General features: G+C 61.9%; 15 protein-coding genes. 2 read left to right on the top strand and 13 right to left on the bottom strand.

Translation table 11 applies throughout. From position 1 onward, the window contains the following. Nucleotides 1-31: 31 nt before the first annotated feature. From P3T20_RS03990 to P3T20_RS04010, 5 genes are all read right to left on the bottom strand, one after another. On the bottom strand, nt 32-838 hold the full coding sequence (locus P3T20_RS03990; RefSeq protein ID WP_429286125.1) for an HpcH/HpaI aldolase/citrate lyase family protein: 807 nt from the start codon (nt 836-838) through the stop codon (nt 32-34). Beyond that, nucleotides 835-2,211: an MmgE/PrpD family protein gene (locus tag P3T20_RS03995; protein ID WP_429286126.1), complete on the bottom strand. Its 1,377-nt coding sequence runs from the start codon at nt 2,209-2,211 to the stop codon at nt 835-837. Before P3T20_RS03995 ends, P3T20_RS03990 begins: the two co-directional genes overlap by 4 nt. Nucleotides 2,212-2,221: 10 nt before the next feature. After that, nucleotides 2,222-3,400 carry a CaiB/BaiF CoA transferase family protein gene (locus tag P3T20_RS04000; protein WP_429286127.1) on the bottom strand — a complete coding sequence of 393 codons (1,179 nt, stop codon included), beginning with the start codon at nt 3,398-3,400 and terminating at the stop codon, nt 2,222-2,224. A 31-nt stretch (nt 3,401-3,431) separates the two neighbouring features. Further along, nucleotides 3,432-4,595 carry an acyl-CoA dehydrogenase family protein gene (locus P3T20_RS04005; RefSeq protein WP_429286128.1) on the bottom strand — a complete coding sequence of 388 codons (1,164 nt, stop codon included), beginning with the start codon at nt 4,593-4,595 and terminating at the stop codon, nt 3,432-3,434. A gap of 67 nt (nt 4,596-4,662) precedes the next feature. Next, complete coding sequence (locus P3T20_RS04010; protein ID WP_429286129.1) at nt 4,663-5,505, bottom strand: FAS1-like dehydratase domain-containing protein; 843 nt, start codon at nt 5,503-5,505, stop codon at nt 4,663-4,665. A 230-nt stretch (nt 5,506-5,735) separates the two neighbouring features. Between P3T20_RS04010 and P3T20_RS04015 the strand changes: the two genes are divergently transcribed. Further along, nucleotides 5,736-6,521, top strand: coding sequence for a 2OG-Fe(II) oxygenase (locus tag P3T20_RS04015; RefSeq protein ID WP_429286130.1), 786 nt, complete (start codon nt 5,736-5,738; stop codon nt 6,519-6,521). On the opposite strand, the gene P3T20_RS04020 is transcribed toward P3T20_RS04015, so the two are convergent. Further along, nucleotides 6,506-7,432, bottom strand: a complete 927-nt coding sequence (locus tag P3T20_RS04020; protein ID WP_429286131.1) for a LysR family transcriptional regulator — start codon at nt 7,430-7,432, stop codon at nt 6,506-6,508. The two genes, P3T20_RS04015 and P3T20_RS04020, sit on opposite strands and share 16 nt — an antisense overlap. 141 nt (nt 7,433-7,573) lie before the next feature. On the opposite strand from P3T20_RS04020, the gene P3T20_RS04025 reads away from it, so the two are divergent. Next, complete coding sequence (locus P3T20_RS04025) at nt 7,574-8,668, top strand: tartrate dehydrogenase (protein ID WP_429286132.1); 1,095 nt, start codon at nt 7,574-7,576, stop codon at nt 8,666-8,668. A gap of 93 nt (nt 8,669-8,761) precedes the next feature. Here the strand turns inward: P3T20_RS04025 and P3T20_RS04030 are convergent, their stop codons facing one another. The 7 genes from P3T20_RS04030 to P3T20_RS04060 all read right to left on the bottom strand — a co-directional run bounded on the left by P3T20_RS04030 (nt 8,762) and on the right by P3T20_RS04060 (nt 14,405). Further along, nucleotides 8,762-9,184 carry a helix-turn-helix domain-containing protein gene (locus P3T20_RS04030; protein WP_429286133.1) on the bottom strand — a complete coding sequence of 141 codons (423 nt, stop codon included), beginning with the start codon at nt 9,182-9,184 and terminating at the stop codon, nt 8,762-8,764. A gap of 11 nt (nt 9,185-9,195) precedes the next feature. After that, the gene (locus P3T20_RS04035; RefSeq protein ID WP_429286134.1) at nt 9,196-10,350 is read right to left on the bottom strand and encodes an NAD(P)/FAD-dependent oxidoreductase; all 1,155 of its coding nucleotides are present in this window, start codon (nt 10,348-10,350) and stop codon (nt 9,196-9,198) included. Further along, the gene (locus tag P3T20_RS04040) at nt 10,347-11,723 is read right to left on the bottom strand and encodes an FAD-dependent oxidoreductase (protein ID WP_429286200.1); all 1,377 of its coding nucleotides are present in this window, start codon (nt 11,721-11,723) and stop codon (nt 10,347-10,349) included. The genes P3T20_RS04035 and P3T20_RS04040 overlap by 4 nt, the downstream gene beginning before the upstream one ends. Beyond that, nucleotides 11,723-12,028 carry a (2Fe-2S)-binding protein gene (locus P3T20_RS04045; protein WP_074266368.1) on the bottom strand — a complete coding sequence of 102 codons (306 nt, stop codon included), beginning with the start codon at nt 12,026-12,028 and terminating at the stop codon, nt 11,723-11,725. The genes P3T20_RS04040 and P3T20_RS04045 overlap by 1 nt, the downstream gene beginning before the upstream one ends. Next, the gene (locus P3T20_RS04050) at nt 12,025-12,819 is read right to left on the bottom strand and encodes an amino acid ABC transporter ATP-binding protein (protein WP_074266369.1); all 795 of its coding nucleotides are present in this window, start codon (nt 12,817-12,819) and stop codon (nt 12,025-12,027) included. The genes P3T20_RS04045 and P3T20_RS04050 overlap by 4 nt, the downstream gene beginning before the upstream one ends. 87 nt (nt 12,820-12,906) lie before the next feature. Beyond that, nucleotides 12,907-13,563, bottom strand: coding sequence for an amino acid ABC transporter permease (locus tag P3T20_RS04055; RefSeq protein WP_074266370.1), 657 nt, complete (start codon nt 13,561-13,563; stop codon nt 12,907-12,909). A 35-nt stretch (nt 13,564-13,598) separates the two neighbouring features. Then, nucleotides 13,599-14,405 (bottom strand): ABC transporter substrate-binding protein, encoded by an 807-nt coding sequence (locus P3T20_RS04060; RefSeq protein WP_074266371.1) that lies wholly within the window; start codon nt 14,403-14,405, stop codon nt 13,599-13,601. Nucleotides 14,406-14,467 lie beyond the last annotated feature (62 nt).

Consider the following 14,467-nt stretch of genomic DNA (forward strand, 5'->3'; position numbering starts at 1 on the left):
TTAATGAGGTGCAACAATCGGTGCTTTCGCCTCAACCCTGACCGAGAATCCGCCGCGCCTTCAGGATTACAGGCAGGTCGACCATCTTGCCGTCGACGGCCACCGCTGCCCCCTCGCTCGCCTCCACGGCCTGCAACACCCGCGTGGCCCACGCCTGATCTGCGTCGCTCCACGCGTAAGCACGGTGCACCGCATCGATCTGCTTCGGATGGATGCACAGCTTGCCGCCAAAGCCAAAGCGGCGTCCACGCCGGGCATCGGCTTCGATGACGGCGGCATCGTCGATCGTGGTCGATACGCCGTCTACCGGCGCGCCAATCCCCGCCAGCCGCGAGGCCAGCACGATCTGCGAGCGGAACAGATGCAATTCTTCCCCGTCGCCGTCGATACCCAGATCGATCTGGAAATCGAGCGTCCCGAACACGATGCGGCTCACGCGCGGCGCGGCGCACAAGACCGTCAGATTGGCAAAACCGCGGGCCGTTTCGACGATCGGCAGCACGCTCAGCGCCGCATGCGCATGAGCCAGTACCGCGCTCACCTGCTCCTGCGTCTCCGCCTTCGGCAACACCACCCCGGCGATACCCGGATGCCCGGCGAGCGCAGCGACGTCGTCGGCGAACCAGCGCGTGTCGGAGCCGTTGATTCGCACCCATGCCGGCCGCGCGACATTTGCGGCAGCGAGAACGGCCGCGCGCGCGGCAGGTTTCTCATCCGGCTGCACGGCATCTTCAAGGTCGAGGATCACGGCATCCGCGCCCGCTGCATGCGCCTTCTCAAACCGCTCGGGACGGTTGCCCGGTACGAACAGGTATGAACGCGGCAGCGCGGTGCTCATGCAGGCACCTCTTCTGCAAACACCGCTCCGACGCGGGCCTGCGATGCAATTTGCCAGGCGTGCTCGAGCAACTGCGACGCCTCTTCCTCAGAGGCTGCGCCGGAAAACGCCGCCAGTCGCTGCAGCTTGGTCGCAAGCTCGGAACGCGTCAGCGTATTGCCAGGGTCGCCCTTGGGCTCGTCCACACGACCGTGCAGCGTGCGGCCGTCCTGCGTCTCGACGGTGACCTTGCCGATCCAGCGCGCTGGATAAGCAGCGTCTACTTCAGCGTCGAAGGCCATCTCGACCTTGTCGCGGAAGGCGGCGATCGCGTCGTCGTCGAAGCCCTGTTCAAACTCGGTCACGCCCGCATAACCGTGATAAGCGACGAGGCCCAGCACCGTTCCCATGTTGAACTTCGCCTGGTGTACGGTGCGCGGATTGACGACGGGGCCCAGCACGTCAATTGCGCCTTGATGCACGTGAGCGGTGACCTTCGCGATCTCCTGCGGTACCAAGGCGTGTTGCTGAACCACCGAAAGCAGTGCGTCCGCCGCAGGATGCGTGTGCCTGCAAGCGGCGTGATACTTGAACGACGTTTCGGCGGTGGCCCAGCGGCTGCCCAGTCGGTCGACCAGACGCGCAGGATCCGCGTCGCTCGACATACCCGCTGCCATCCCTTGCGCACCTTCGAGAATGTGCGTCGCGCCCTTGAAGCCGTCGGCGGCGAGTTGGGCGGCCATCAGGCCGTTGGCCGCAGCCATCGCGGTATGCAGTTGTTTCGAATCCGCCGCGTCGCGCAGGAATTCCCACAGGCCGCTCGCCTGGGTGCCTGCCGAGCCGAAGGCGTCCAGCATTTGCGCGGGCGTAAGACCGAGCAGCCGGCCCGCGGTGGCGGCGGCTGCGACCGTTCCAGCCGTGCCGGTAGTATGAAAAACCTTGTAGTGCGAGCGGCCGAGAAACTCGCCTATGCGAATCCCAACCTCATAACCCACCACCGCTGCCGCGATGAATTCGCGCCCCGATGCGTGGTTCGCTTGCGCCAGCGCGAGCGCCACCGGGAACACGACGGTGGCCGGATGAAAAACCGAACCGTTGTGCACATCGTCCTGCTCGGCGAAATGCGAGGCTGCACCGTTCACCATTGCCGCGAAATACGGTGTCGCGCGACTGCGATCGATCAAGACTTCACATGGCCCCTCTGCAAGACCGCCGCCCGCCTGGCGGGCAAAACGTGCAATGGTCTCGACCGGCCGCGCGCCTTTACCGGCAAGCGCCGAGCCTAACCAGTCCACGTACAGATTGACGGTGCGTTCGACCACTGCGTGGGGAATGGAATCGAAGTCCAGTTGTGCGGCAAATGTCGCCAGCGTACGGCTCGGGTGATCGGTCATGATGGAAGCCTCAAATGGTGCCGGCCACGCGCAGCGCGTCGATCTGCGCGCTGTCGTAACCGAGTTCTCGCAAGATCGCGTCAGTGTGTTCGCCCAATGCCGGGACGGGGTCCATGCGCGGGTCAAAGCTGGTGGGTAAGCCCGGCGGCAACAAGGCTGGGATCATGCCGGCCGGCGTGCCGACCTCTTGCCAACGCTCGCGCGCAGCCAATTGCGGATGCACCCATACGTCGTTGAGAGTATTCATCTGCGCGTTGGCAATGCCGGCCGCTTCCAGGCGCTCGATCACTTGTGCCGCCGTCAACGGCGCAAATGCCTCGACGATCACCGCGCGCAGCGCCTCACGTGCAGACGTGCGTTTCGAATTCGATGCAAAGCGCGGATCGGTGGCAAGCTCGGGTTGCACAAGCACCTGCTCGCAAAACAGCTTCCATTCGCGCTCGTTCTGCAGGCCAAGCATCACAATCTTGCCGTCGCCCGCGGGGAACGGTCCATAGGGATAGATGGTTGCGTGCGCGGCGCCAGACAGCGGCGGTGGTGTTTGACCATCAATAGCGTAGTAGAGCGGATAACCCATCCACTCGACCATGCTCTCCAGCATCGACACATCGATGCGGCAACCGCGCCCCGTGCGTGCGCGCAGCAACAACGCGCTGAGGATGTTCGAATACGCGTACATGCCTGCCGCGATATCGGCGATCGAGCAACCGGCCTTGGCGGGTTCACCGGGTGAACCGGTAATGGACAGAAAGCCCGATTCGCTCTGGATCAGCAGGTCATAGGCCTTCTTGTCGCGATACGGACCGTCCGCGCCATAGCCGGAAATATCGCACACGATCAGCTTCGGATATTTCCCGCTCAAGGTCTCGTAGCCGAGCCCAAGCCGGTCCGCTGCGCCCGGAGCGAGGTTTTGCACGAGCACATCCGCATCGGCGACCAGTGCGTCGAGAATCTTCGCGGCTTCCGGTTGCTTAAGATCGAGTGCGAGGCTCTCCTTCGACCGGTTGGTCCAGACGAAGTGCGAAGACAGACCGTGCACCCGTTCATCGTAACCGCGCGCGAAATCGCCTACGCGCGGCCGCTCCACCTTGATCACGCGCGCGCCGAGATCGGCCAGCTGGCGTGTGCAAAACGGCGCGGCGATGGCGTGCTCGAGTGTGACGACCTTGATACCGTCGAGGGGTCTCATCTACACCTCACCTTCACAATCAGACAGAACATCAGAACGAACGCGGCAAGCCGAGAATATGCTCGGCCACGTACGAGAGAATCAGGTTCGTCGAGATCGGCGCAACCTGATACAGGCGCGTTTCGCGAAACTTGCGCTCTACGTCGTATTCGCATGCAAAACCAAAACCGCCGTGAAATTGCAGACACGCGTTCGCTGCTTCCCACGAGGCGTCCGCCGCCAGCAGTTTGGCCATGTTCGCCTGGGCACCGCACGGTTCATGCGCGTCGAAGCGGCGTGCGGCTTCGAAACGCATCAGGCTTGCAGCCTCGACGTTGACGTACGAGCGCGCGATAGGAAACTGCACCCCCTGGTTCTGCCCAATCGGGCGACCGAAGACGATGCGCTCTTTCACATAAGCCGAGACCTTGTCGACGAACCAGTAACCGTCGCCGATACACTCCGCTGCGATCAGCGTGCGTTCCGCATTCAGCCCATCGAGAATGTATTTAAAGCCCTGACCTTCTTCGCCGATCAGGTTTTCCGCGGGAATTTCGAGGTTGTCGAAGAACAGTTCGTTGGTCTCGTGATTGACCATGTTCAGGATCGGCTGCACGGTCAAACCGTGGCCGATCGCCTCGCGCAGATCGACGATAAAGATCGACATGCCCTCGGATTTCTTCTTTACGTCAGCAAGCGGCGTGGTGCGGGCAAGCAGGATCATGAGATCCGAATGCTGCACACGCGAAATCCACACCTTCTGTCCGTTGATCACGTAGCGGTCGCCGCGACGCTCGGCGGTGGTCTTGATCCTGGTGGTGTCCGTGCCGGTGGTGGGTTCGGTCACCCCCATCGATTGCAGACGCAAATCTCCGCTGGCGATCTTCGGCAGATACCTGAGTTTCTGCTCCGCCGAGCCGTGCCGCAGCAGCGTGCCCATGTTGTACATCTGCCCATGACACGCGCCCGAGTTGCCGCCGGCCCGATTGATTTCCTCCATGATGACCGACGCTTCGGTCAGACCGAGTCCCGAGCCGCCGTACTCCTGCGGAATCAGCGCGGCGAGCCAGCCCGCTTTGGTCAGAGCATCGACGAAGGCTTCGGGATAGCCGCGCGCCTCGTCGATCTTGCGAAAGTATTCACCGGAAAACTGCTGGCACAGATCGCGCACAGCTTCGCGAATGTCCTGGAAAGAATCGGATTGCGTCGTTTGCATGGAAATGGCAGTTGGTGTTCGAGGGCAAGCGTTGAAGTTCAGCGGTGCGGCACAGCGGCGGCCCGAGTCAGGCTATCGCCGCCGTGGCGCGCATCGTCAGATAACCCTCGTGATCTTTGGCCCACAGATCGATGGTCTTGCCGTCGTCAGAGGGCTTGCCGCAAACAGTGAACGGGTGGTTCGCGAAGGTCGGACGTAGCGCCTTGAAAGCAAAACTTTGCAGCGTGGCGTCGGGTAACTCGCGGCGCACGAGGTCAACTAGCAGCGTCGCAATCAACGGGCCGTGCACGACCAGGTCCGGATAACCCTCAACCCCGGTCACGTAGGGATAGTCGTAGTGAATGCGGTGGCTGTTGAAGGTCAGCGCCGAATAGCGGAACAGCAATACCGGGTCAGTTTGAATCGTGCGCCGCCACGTTTCGCCCTCCGGCGCAGGCGCCGCTTTTGGCGGAGGCGCATCGGGGTGCGGCGCGTCGCGATAGACGATGTCGTGCTCTTCCTCGATCTTCAGCTCGCCGCCAACCTCAACCGTATGCTGCACCGTGACGAACACGAGACGGCCCGAGCGCCCCGTCTTGTCCTCGATGTTGGCGATGGTCGAGGTGCGCACGGCACGCTCGCCCACTTTCAGCGGCTCGTGGAACGTGAGACGCCCGCCGGCCCACATCCGCCGCGGCAACGGCACGGGCGGGAGAAAACCGCCGCGCTTCGGATGACCGTCCGGCCCCTTCTCTGCCAGCGGCGATACCGGCAAGAAATACAGCCAGTGCCACATTGGCGGGACCACATCGCCCGCTTCGGTCCGGTCCAGCGTTGCCGCCAACGCCGCCAGGGGAAAGGCGGTGATGGTGTCCTTGACGACCTCCTGCTTTTCGAGCCAGGCGTCGAGACTCTGGGGAGAAGCGGACATGGGCGGCACTCCGGATAAGCTAAACAGACTATTACTATGAACCTTATGGCACGTTTCGCGAAGTTCGCATTTCTGAAGCGAGTCTTTGGATTTGGTTAAGACCTGGCCTTTCAAATCCATGACTGCTGCCCGCCAGAGGAGTTCCGCCGAATTGGAGAGCAAGACCCGGGGTGTCCCGCGACGCGCATTTTCATACACTGGGTCTATTGAAGCAGAATCTGGAGCCTCGCATGAACACCGTTCTGAAGCACGTTCCCCAAAACGCGAACGTCACCGATACGACCACTGCTTTACTTGATGCATCGGACGCAGAGACGGCGCGCCGCGTCGAGGCAGTTGACTGGTGGAACGTCGAGCAGAATCTCGACCAGCAAGGCGGCGCGATGATTCAAGGCCTTCTGTCGCCGCAGGCATGCGATGGGCTAAGCGCGCTGTATTCACGCGATGCGCTATATCGCAGCCGGGTTGTGATGGAGCGCCACGGTTTCGGTCGCGGCGAATACAAGTACTATGGCTATCCGTTGCCCGATCTGATTGGTACGCTGCGCCGCTCGGTATATCCGCATCTGGTGCCGGTAGCGAACCGATGGAACACGCTCATGCATATCGACGCATGCTACCCCGCGCAGCACGCCGAATTCATCCGCCGTTGCCACGATGCCGGTCAGACACGGCCGACGCCGCTGATCCTTCAGTACGCGAAGGACGACTACAACTGCCTGCATCAGGATCTGTACGGCGAGCATGTGTTTCCGCTGCAGTTGGCTATCCTGCTCTCCGAGCCGGGAGAAGATTTCACCGGCGGCGAGTTTGTGCTGACCGAGCAGCGGCCGCGTATGCAGTCACGTGTTGCAGTGATGCCGTTACGTAAAGGCGATGCTGTTGTGTTCGCCGTGCATCATCGCCCCGTGCAGGGCACACGCGGCAGTTATCGGGTCAACATGCGGCACGGCGTGAGCCGGCTGCTTTCAGGGCATCGCCACACGCTCGGAGTGATTTTTCATGACGCACTGTGAAGCGCCGCGCCGCCCTTCCACCCCTTGAACTCTTTCACCAGAAAGTCCACGCACGCCCGCACTTTTGCCGAACTCGCACGGCGTTCGGGATACACCGCCCATACGTTCGCGGCCTGGGACACCTGAGGCAACACCTGCACAAGCGTACCGTTCTCCAGCAACGGCGCGACGTCCCAGATCGAACGCAGTACGATGCCGTACCCGGCCACGGCCCATTGCACCGCGATCTCTCCGTGATTTGTCGAGAGCGGCCCAGTCACCTTCAACTGCGTCTCCTTGCCCTTGACGCTGAGCCGCCACACGCCGAACGGGTGATCGCGCTCCTTGATGACCAGACAGCGGTGCGCAACGAGGTCGGCCAGTTCACGCGGCTTGCCATGACGTTCCAGATACTCCGGCGACGCACACAGCACCCTATGGTTCGCCGCCAGCTTGCGCGCAATCAGATGCGGCGCGATCTCGTCGCCGATGCGCACGTCGAGATCGAAACCCTCCGCAGCAACATCGACGATCCGGTCGAGCAGGTCAAGCCGCACATTGAGCTGCGGATAAGCCGCCGACAAGCGCGCCACCGCGGGCGCAACCACATGCCGGCCAAAGCCGAAGCTGCTGGAAATGCGCAACGTGCCGCTCGGGATGCGCTGAGTCGTGGAGACATCTTCGACCAGGTGCTCCACGTCATCGAGAATCTTCTCGGCCCACGCGAAAACCTGCGCGCCCGCCTCGGTGATCGTCACGCGCCGCGTGGAGCGGTGTAGTAAGCGCGTGCCGAGATCGGCTTCGAGCATGGCGACACGCTTGCTGACGAATGCCGGCGACACGCCCAGCAATTCCGCGGTGGCGCTGAAACTGGCATGCCGCGCAACAGCACAGAACACGCGAAGGTCGGCGAGATTGGGCGTTTTATTCACGATTCGTGGAAAGTGGATTAACCTGCAAAGGGCTGTTTCGCCTCGTCCGGATCAATAGAATGGATTCACTCGCGTGGCCTGCCGTCGCGCCGCGCATTGTCTCCCATCTACGGCCCAACGCCATTCATCCGGACGTTCGACATGACCCGCAAACAACATCGTATCGCCGTGATCCCCGGCGACGGCATCGGCCGTGAAGTAATGCCGGAAGCACTCCGCGTCCTCGACTCAGTCAATCGCCGCTTCGGCATCGAACTCTCGTACAAGCACATCGAGTGGGCCAGTTGCGACTACTACGCGCAAACCGGCCAGATGATGCCCGACGACTGGAAAACGCAGCTTGCCGACTGCGATGCCATCCTGTTCGGCGCGGTCGGCTGGCCCGACACCGTGCCCGATCATATCTCCCTGTGGGGCTCGCTTCTCAAGTTCCGCCGCGAGTTCGACCAGTACGTCAATCTGCGCCCGGCACGCACGTTCGAAGGCGTGCGCTCGCCGCTCGCCGAACACAACGCGAAAGACATCGACTTCTTCGTCGTGCGCGAGAACACCGAGGGCGAATATTCGTCGGTGGGCGGCAAGATGTTCGAAGGCACCGAGCGTGAAGTGGTGATGCAGCAGTCCATCTTCACGCGTCACGGCACCAACCGCGTATTGAAGTTCGCCTTCGATCTCGCGCAACGCCGCGCCCGGCGTCACGTGACGGTAGCAACCAAGAGCAACGGCATTTCCATCAGCATGCCTTGGTGGGACGAGCGCGCCGCCGAAATCGCGGCCACGTACCCCGACATCACGTGGGAAAAGCAGCATATCGACATCCTGTGCGCGCGTTTCGTGTTGCAGCCGCAGCGCTTCGATGTAGTGGTTGCGTCCAACCTGTTCGGCGACATTCTCTCGGATCTCGGTCCGGCCTGCACGGGCACGATCGGCATTGCCCCGTCCGCGAACCTGAATCCGGAGCGGCGCTTTCCTTCGCTATTCGAACCGGTTCACGGCTCGGCGCCGGATATTGCAGGCAAGCATATCGCCAATCCGGTTGCGATGATCTGGTCCGCGGCGATGATGCTCGACTTCCTCGGCGAAGGTGCGGGCGCTGAGCACGATGCGCATGAAGCGATTGTGGCGGCGATCTCGGACGTGCTGAAGCAAGGACCGCGCACGCGCGATATGGGCGGGGAAGCGTCGACGGATGAGATTGGTGCGGCGATTGCGGAACGGATTGGTAACTACGTTTGATTGAGCCTGCAGCGAGGCCACCGCGTGCGGCCTCGTGTTAGCTACTCGCCAGCTATAGCTAGTCTCACCCGCCAGCTGTGCACCGACCGCACCCTAACTACGCGACGCCAGGTACGCGCTAGGCGTCGTGCCCACCGCACGCTTGAAATGCCGGCCGAGGTGGCTCTGATCGAAGAAGCCCACTTCCGTCGCCACGATCGACGGCGGCAACCCTCCACGCAAAAGACGCTGCGCGTGCCGGATTCTGACCTGGCAAACATAGCGATGCGGCGAGATCCCCATCTCGGCGCGAAAGAGCGCTGCAAAGCGCGATACGCTCAACTCCGCCTTGGCAGCGAGTGTCGCGAGCGTCACAGGTTGGGAGAACGATGTTTCGATGAACTCGATCACCCGTTCTATGGGCCTCGTCGCACGACGCGGTTGTGCGAGCGTCGTAGCCAGATCAAGACGAAGCGATGCGACCGGTGCCTTCTCGGTCACATCGTCCGCAAACATGCTTGCGTGATCGGTCAGCATGATCTCGATTCCTAAGCAGCTTGCTGTGCCCGCGCGGCCACGGTGGCAAAACGGCGAATATCGAACGGTTCCAGCGGCGTGCTGGTTGCGCCGGTGTCGATCAGTTCGGCCATCGTGTCGCCCACGCCCGGTCCGAGCTGAAAGCCATGTCCGCAAAAACCGAACGCGTAGTAAAGGCCGCTGACATTGCCGCTTGCGCCCATGACCGGACGATCATCGGGCATATAGCCTTCAATCCCGCTCCACACGCGGATAATATTGAGCTTCGCCAGCGCCGGCGCAAGGCGGTGCATCTGACGAAACTGCAGCATGGTGTTCTGCGGCAACACATAAGCGCGCCGCACGTCTGGATAAGCCGGCCCCCGCGCACAACCGCCAATCACGATGTTGCCGCGCTTGACCTGGCGGAAATACAGCACTTCCTCGATATTCGGCGACGACACGCCCACTACCGGACGGATTCCGTACGTAGTCGGTTCGGTCACGGCCATTTGCGGGCCATGCACGGCGATCGGCACCGGCTCGCCGAACTGTTCGCTCAACAAACTACCCCATGCTCCCGCAGTCACTAACAGCACCGGCGCATGGAACGTGCGGCCATCCGTACTGGTAGCGCGAAATTCCGCGCCTTCCTTTTCGACGGTCACGATCTCGGTGTTCTCGATGATCTGCGCACCGAGACGTGCCGCGGCACGCCCGAATGCCGGCGCCGCGAGTCGCGGATTCGCATGACCGTCTTTCTCCGAATAGGACGCACACAGCACTTCCGGGCCGAGGAACGGAAAGCGCGCCTTCATTTCAGCGCCGCGAAAGAGGTCAAGCTTTAAGCCGTACTGGTTGGCCTCTTTTGCATAGATTTCAAACTGGTCCGCCTGTTCGTCGCGATAGGCGATGCGAATGTGGCCCGACATCAGAAACTCTGCGTCGTGCTGGATCAGTTCCGGCAACTTGCCCCAGATCTCACGCGAGCGATTCGCGAGCGGCAATTGCGGCAGGAAACGCCCCTGGCGCCGCACATTGCCGAAGTTGACGCCGCTGGCCTGCTGTCCGACGAGGCCACGCTCGAGCAGAATCACCGAACGGCCGCGCTGGCGCAGGAAAAATGCGGTGGCCGCGCCCATGAAGCCGCCACCGACAATGATCACATCTGCTTGCGAGCGACTCATTCGACCTCCTCAACGGTAGCGATCGAAAGCGGCTTGACGGGCGCTTGCCCGCGCAAGCGGCCGACCAGTTCGACCGGCACAGCGGCCGCATCCGCGATGATTTCCGCTGCTGCATGGCCGCAATAGCGACCCTGGCAGCGTCCCATGCCGACCCGGCTGAAGGCTTTAGCGCGATTCGCTTCGCACGCGCCCTCTTCCCGGATAACACGGCGTAGTTCGCCAACGGTGATGCCTTCGCAGCGGCACGCCACTGTGTCGTCCGAGAGGCGCGCGGCTTGCGCAGCGGGCCACGGAAAAGCTTCCACCAAGCCCTGGCGGAAACGATCCATCTTCTGTTGCTGGCGTTTCAGTTCGTCCAGCGTAGTGGCGTCAATATCGTGGCCTAGATCCTGCAATGCCGCATAGGCGGCAAGACGGCCTGCCAGTTCCGCACCGTCTGCGCCGAGCACACGCACACCGTCGCCTGCGAGATACACGCCCGCTTCCGAGCTGCGGCCCAGTTCGTCGATCTGCGGCAACCACTGGCGCGACTTGTCGTCGAAGCGGAACGCGCAGCGCGCGAGATCGGCGAGTTGCGTTTCAGGGCGCAGGTGATAGCCGAGCGCTACCGCATCGCAGGCGATCTGCTGTACCTGTCCTCTTGCATTTCGATAGCTCACGCCTTGCACGCCGGCGGCGTCCGAGCCCACGATTTCCAATGGCTCGATGCCGTTCTCTACAACAACGCCCGCCTTCTTTAGTGACGACACGAGCGCGGCGCCCTTCTTCAATACATCGGGCCGCGCCAGCAGTTTCGGCAGCGCGCGCAGACGTTGCCCGAGCTTCGACGTATCGAGCACTGCCGCCACTTGAGCGCCGGCTTGCACATACTGACTCGCGACCAGATACAGCAACGGCCCCGAGCCCATGAACACCACTTTGCGGCCAATCGAAACAGCTTGCGACTTCAACGCAATCTGCGACGCACCGAGGCTGTAAGTGCCCGCGAATTGCCAGCCCTTTACCGGCATCAGACGATCGGTCGCGCCGGGGCACAGAATCAACGCGTCATAAGGCAGTGAGCTTGCGTGCCCGTCACGAACGACATGCAGCTTGCGCTCCGCGACATTCCACGCGAGCGTTTCCGGCCGATAATCGAGTTGCGGACGCAAACGTTGAAACGTGTTGTGCAAATCCTCCGCGCGGGTAGCTTCAGTCCCATACAACTTCGCGTAAGGGCGAGAAAAATTCTCCGGCTGACGTCGATAAATCTGCCCGCCGTCGCGGCGGCCTTCATCAATGACGATCGGGCGGATGCCGGCAGCCAGCAGTGTCTGCGCACAACGCACACCCGCCGGCCCCGCACCGACGATAATCACGCGAGGTTGGCCCATCACAGGTTCGCCCATTGCTCCTCCGCTTGTGTCGTCAGGATATGCAGCCCCTCGCTGACCACGGTCGTGCAGGCACGCAGCCGCTCGCCGTCTGAGGTCCAGACCCAGCAGTCCTGGCAGGCGCCCATCAGGCAGAAGCCCGCGCGCACCTCATTGCCGAATTCCGATTGACGCACATGATCCACAGAGCAGAGCATCGCCACCAGCAGCGTGTCGCCTGCGAGCGCTTCTACCTCTTTACCGTCCACGCGAATCTTCACGCTCTTGCGTCCGGTCTCGCCAAGCCGGATGAATCGTCCGTTCATGCTGTCGCTCCATGCGCGTGGCCATCGTTATTGGCGCCAGCGCTATCGTCTGTCGTCTCCATCCGGTTCGTGAGCACGTGACGCAGAAATTCGCGCGTGCGCGGCTCGCGCGGCGAGCACAGCACCTGCTGCGCGCTGCCTTCTTCGATGATCAGACCACCGTGCAGAAAGCACACCCGGTCGGCCACTTCGCGGGCAAAGCCCATTTCATGCGTGACCACCAGCATCGTCATGCCCTCGCGCGCGAGCGTGCGCATCACCGCGAGCACTTCGCCTACCAGTTCTGGATCGAGCGCGGAGGTCGGTTCGTCGAACAGAATCGCCTTCGGCTTCATGGCAAGCGAGCGCGCAATCGCCACACGTTGCTGCTGGCCACCCGAGAGCTGGTGCGGATACGCATGGAGCTTCTCGCCGAGCCCCACTTTGCCGAGCAATTCGATCGCCTCGCGATGCGCCTGCTGCTTCGGCTCGCCCTTCACATGAACAGGGCCTTCCATCACATTTTCGAGCGCAGTGCGATGCGGAAACAGATTGAAGCGCTGAAACACCATGCCCACTTGCGTACGCAAGCGGTTGATGTGGCGCGAGCGTTGCTCGACGCGCTGATCCATCAGCTTGATGTCACCGGTATCGTACGACTCGAGCGCGTTGATACAGCGCAGCAGAGTCGATTTCCCGGAACCCGATGCGCCGATCAGGCACACTACTTCGCCCTGCTTGATATTCAACGAAATGCCCTTCAGCACCGGAACGGCGCCGAAGCTCTTGTGCACATCAACGATCTCGATCATGGCATCCTCGCTTGAGGCCCGGCTTGCGACCTCGCTAGAGGCCTCGTTTAGCGTTCGTACAGCCTTCATGTCGCCTTCGTGTCGCGGTTACTTCGCCTTGTGCTTGCCGAAACGCTTTTCCAGATGACGCGTCAGGCTCATCAGCGGCAGACTCATCGCCAGGTACCCCAGCGCCACCAGCGTATAGACAGTCACGTTCTGAAACGTGGACGCCGCGATCAACTGACCTTCACGCGTCATCTCGGCAACGGTGATCGTCGAAGCCAGCGACGAGTCCTTCAACATCATGACCAGCGTATTCGCATACGGCGGCAACGCGACGCGCACGGCTTGCGGCAGGATCACGCGATACATCGTCTTCACGCGACCCATGCCGATCGACTGGGCCGCTTCGAACTGGCCAGGGTCGACGGCTTCGATGCCCGAGCGGATGATTTCCGCCACATAGGTCGAGTAGCCGAAGCCCAGACCAATGATGCTCGCTTCGAGCGCCGTCATCTGAATGCCGACATCCGGCAGCACGAAGTAGATGTAAAACAGCAGCACGATCATCGGCAAACCGCGCACCACGTTGATCATCGCGCTGACCACCGTGACGACACCGGGATGGCGCGACATTTTCAACAACGCCCAGACGAGTCCGAGCACGGTGCTCAATACCAGACACCCCAACGTGATGAGGATGCTCATCAGGGCGCCCGTGAACAGAATCGGGACAAAATCGGTTATATCGCGCCAATGCATACGGTGTGCTCTTCAGAATCGGGGTGGGTTCGCGTTCAGCTTGCGAGATTCCACTTCTTCAGGATCGCATTGAGCGAGCCGTCGGCCTTCATCTTCGTCAGAGCATCGTTGATCTTGGCGAGCAGTGCACCATTGCCCTTTTTCACGGCGATGGCGATGTCGAATTTCTCCATCGGCACGTAGTCGTTCACCACGCGCGCGCCGCGCAGGCCGCCCGACGCTTCCTGCGCCTTGAGAATCGGATAGTCGCTAAAGCCGGCGGTAATGCGGCCCAGCACCACGTCGCGCGTCATGTCGGCGGGGCTGTCGTACATCTTCACTTCCTTGAAAATGCCGAGCTTGACCAGTTGATCGCCGTAATCGGTGCCGGTGGGCGCGCCCACTACGGTGCCCTTCAGGTCCTGCACCGACTTGTAATCCGTCTTGTTCGAATCCTTGACGATGATGCCTTCGCCGAATGCGGTAACCGGTTGCGAGAAGTCGACTACTTCAGCGCGCTTCGGCGTCGGTGTCATGCCCGCCACGATGATGTCGATCTTGCCCGATACGGCCGACTGGATCAGCGCCGAAAACGGCACCGCATCGAACGAGACGTTGAAGCCTTCGCGCTTGCCGATCGCATCCACCACATCGGGCATCAGGCCTTCGATCTTCTGCGTCTTCACGTCCATGAAGGTGGTCGGCGCGCTCGAAGGCGGCGAACCCGCGGTCAGCGTCGGCGTATCGGCATGGCTCAGGCTTGCGCCGAACATCATGGAAAGGGCTACGCCAGCCTGAAGAGCGAAGCGTTGAACGGCTTGCAGGCGTGCTGCGGGGCGAAGCTCACGGGTGAAACGCAACATGGTCATCCTCGGAATGGTTGGTGAAAACCGTAGCAACGAGATGCGCTGCTACGGCAAACAAC

Origin of the sequence: Paraburkholderia sp. GAS206C (assembly GCF_050435645.1) — a bacterium.
GTDB classification, from domain to species: Bacteria; Pseudomonadota; Gammaproteobacteria; order Burkholderiales; family Burkholderiaceae; genus Paraburkholderia; species Paraburkholderia phenazinium_B.

Excerpts from the sequence above, each read along its gene's own strand:
- P3T20_RS03995 (WP_429286126.1), bottom strand. The coding sequence starts at position 2,211 with ATGACCGATCACCCGAGCCGTACGCTGGCGACATTTGCCGCACAACTG.
- P3T20_RS04025 (WP_429286132.1), top strand. The coding sequence starts at position 7,574 with ATGACCCGCAAACAACATCGTATCGCCGTGATCCCCGGCGACGGCATC.
- P3T20_RS04060 (WP_074266371.1), bottom strand. The coding sequence starts at position 14,405 with ATGTTGCGTTTCACCCGTGAGCTTCGCCCCGCAGCACGCCTGCAAGCC.
- P3T20_RS04055 (WP_074266370.1), bottom strand. The coding sequence starts at position 13,563 with ATGCATTGGCGCGATATAACCGATTTTGTCCCGATTCTGTTCACGGGC.
- P3T20_RS04010 (WP_429286129.1), bottom strand. The coding sequence starts at position 5,505 with ATGTCCGCTTCTCCCCAGAGTCTCGACGCCTGGCTCGAAAAGCAGGAG.
- P3T20_RS04015 (WP_429286130.1), top strand. The coding sequence starts at position 5,736 with ATGAACACCGTTCTGAAGCACGTTCCCCAAAACGCGAACGTCACCGAT.
- P3T20_RS04045 (WP_074266368.1), bottom strand. The coding sequence starts at position 12,028 with ATGAACGGACGATTCATCCGGCTTGGCGAGACCGGACGCAAGAGCGTG.
- P3T20_RS04035 (WP_429286134.1), bottom strand. The coding sequence starts at position 10,350 with ATGAGTCGCTCGCAAGCAGATGTGATCATTGTCGGTGGCGGCTTCATG.
- P3T20_RS03990 (WP_429286125.1), bottom strand. The coding sequence starts at position 838 with ATGAGCACCGCGCTGCCGCGTTCATACCTGTTCGTACCGGGCAACCGT.
- P3T20_RS04050 (WP_074266369.1), bottom strand. The coding sequence starts at position 12,819 with ATGATCGAGATCGTTGATGTGCACAAGAGCTTCGGCGCCGTTCCGGTG.
- P3T20_RS04005 (WP_429286128.1), bottom strand. The coding sequence starts at position 4,595 with ATGCAAACGACGCAATCCGATTCTTTCCAGGACATTCGCGAAGCTGTG.
- P3T20_RS04030 (WP_429286133.1), bottom strand. The coding sequence starts at position 9,184 with ATGCTGACCGATCACGCAAGCATGTTTGCGGACGATGTGACCGAGAAG.
- P3T20_RS04040 (WP_429286200.1), bottom strand. The coding sequence starts at position 11,723 with ATGGGCCAACCTCGCGTGATTATCGTCGGTGCGGGGCCGGCGGGTGTG.
- P3T20_RS04000 (WP_429286127.1), bottom strand. The coding sequence starts at position 3,400 with ATGAGACCCCTCGACGGTATCAAGGTCGTCACACTCGAGCACGCCATC.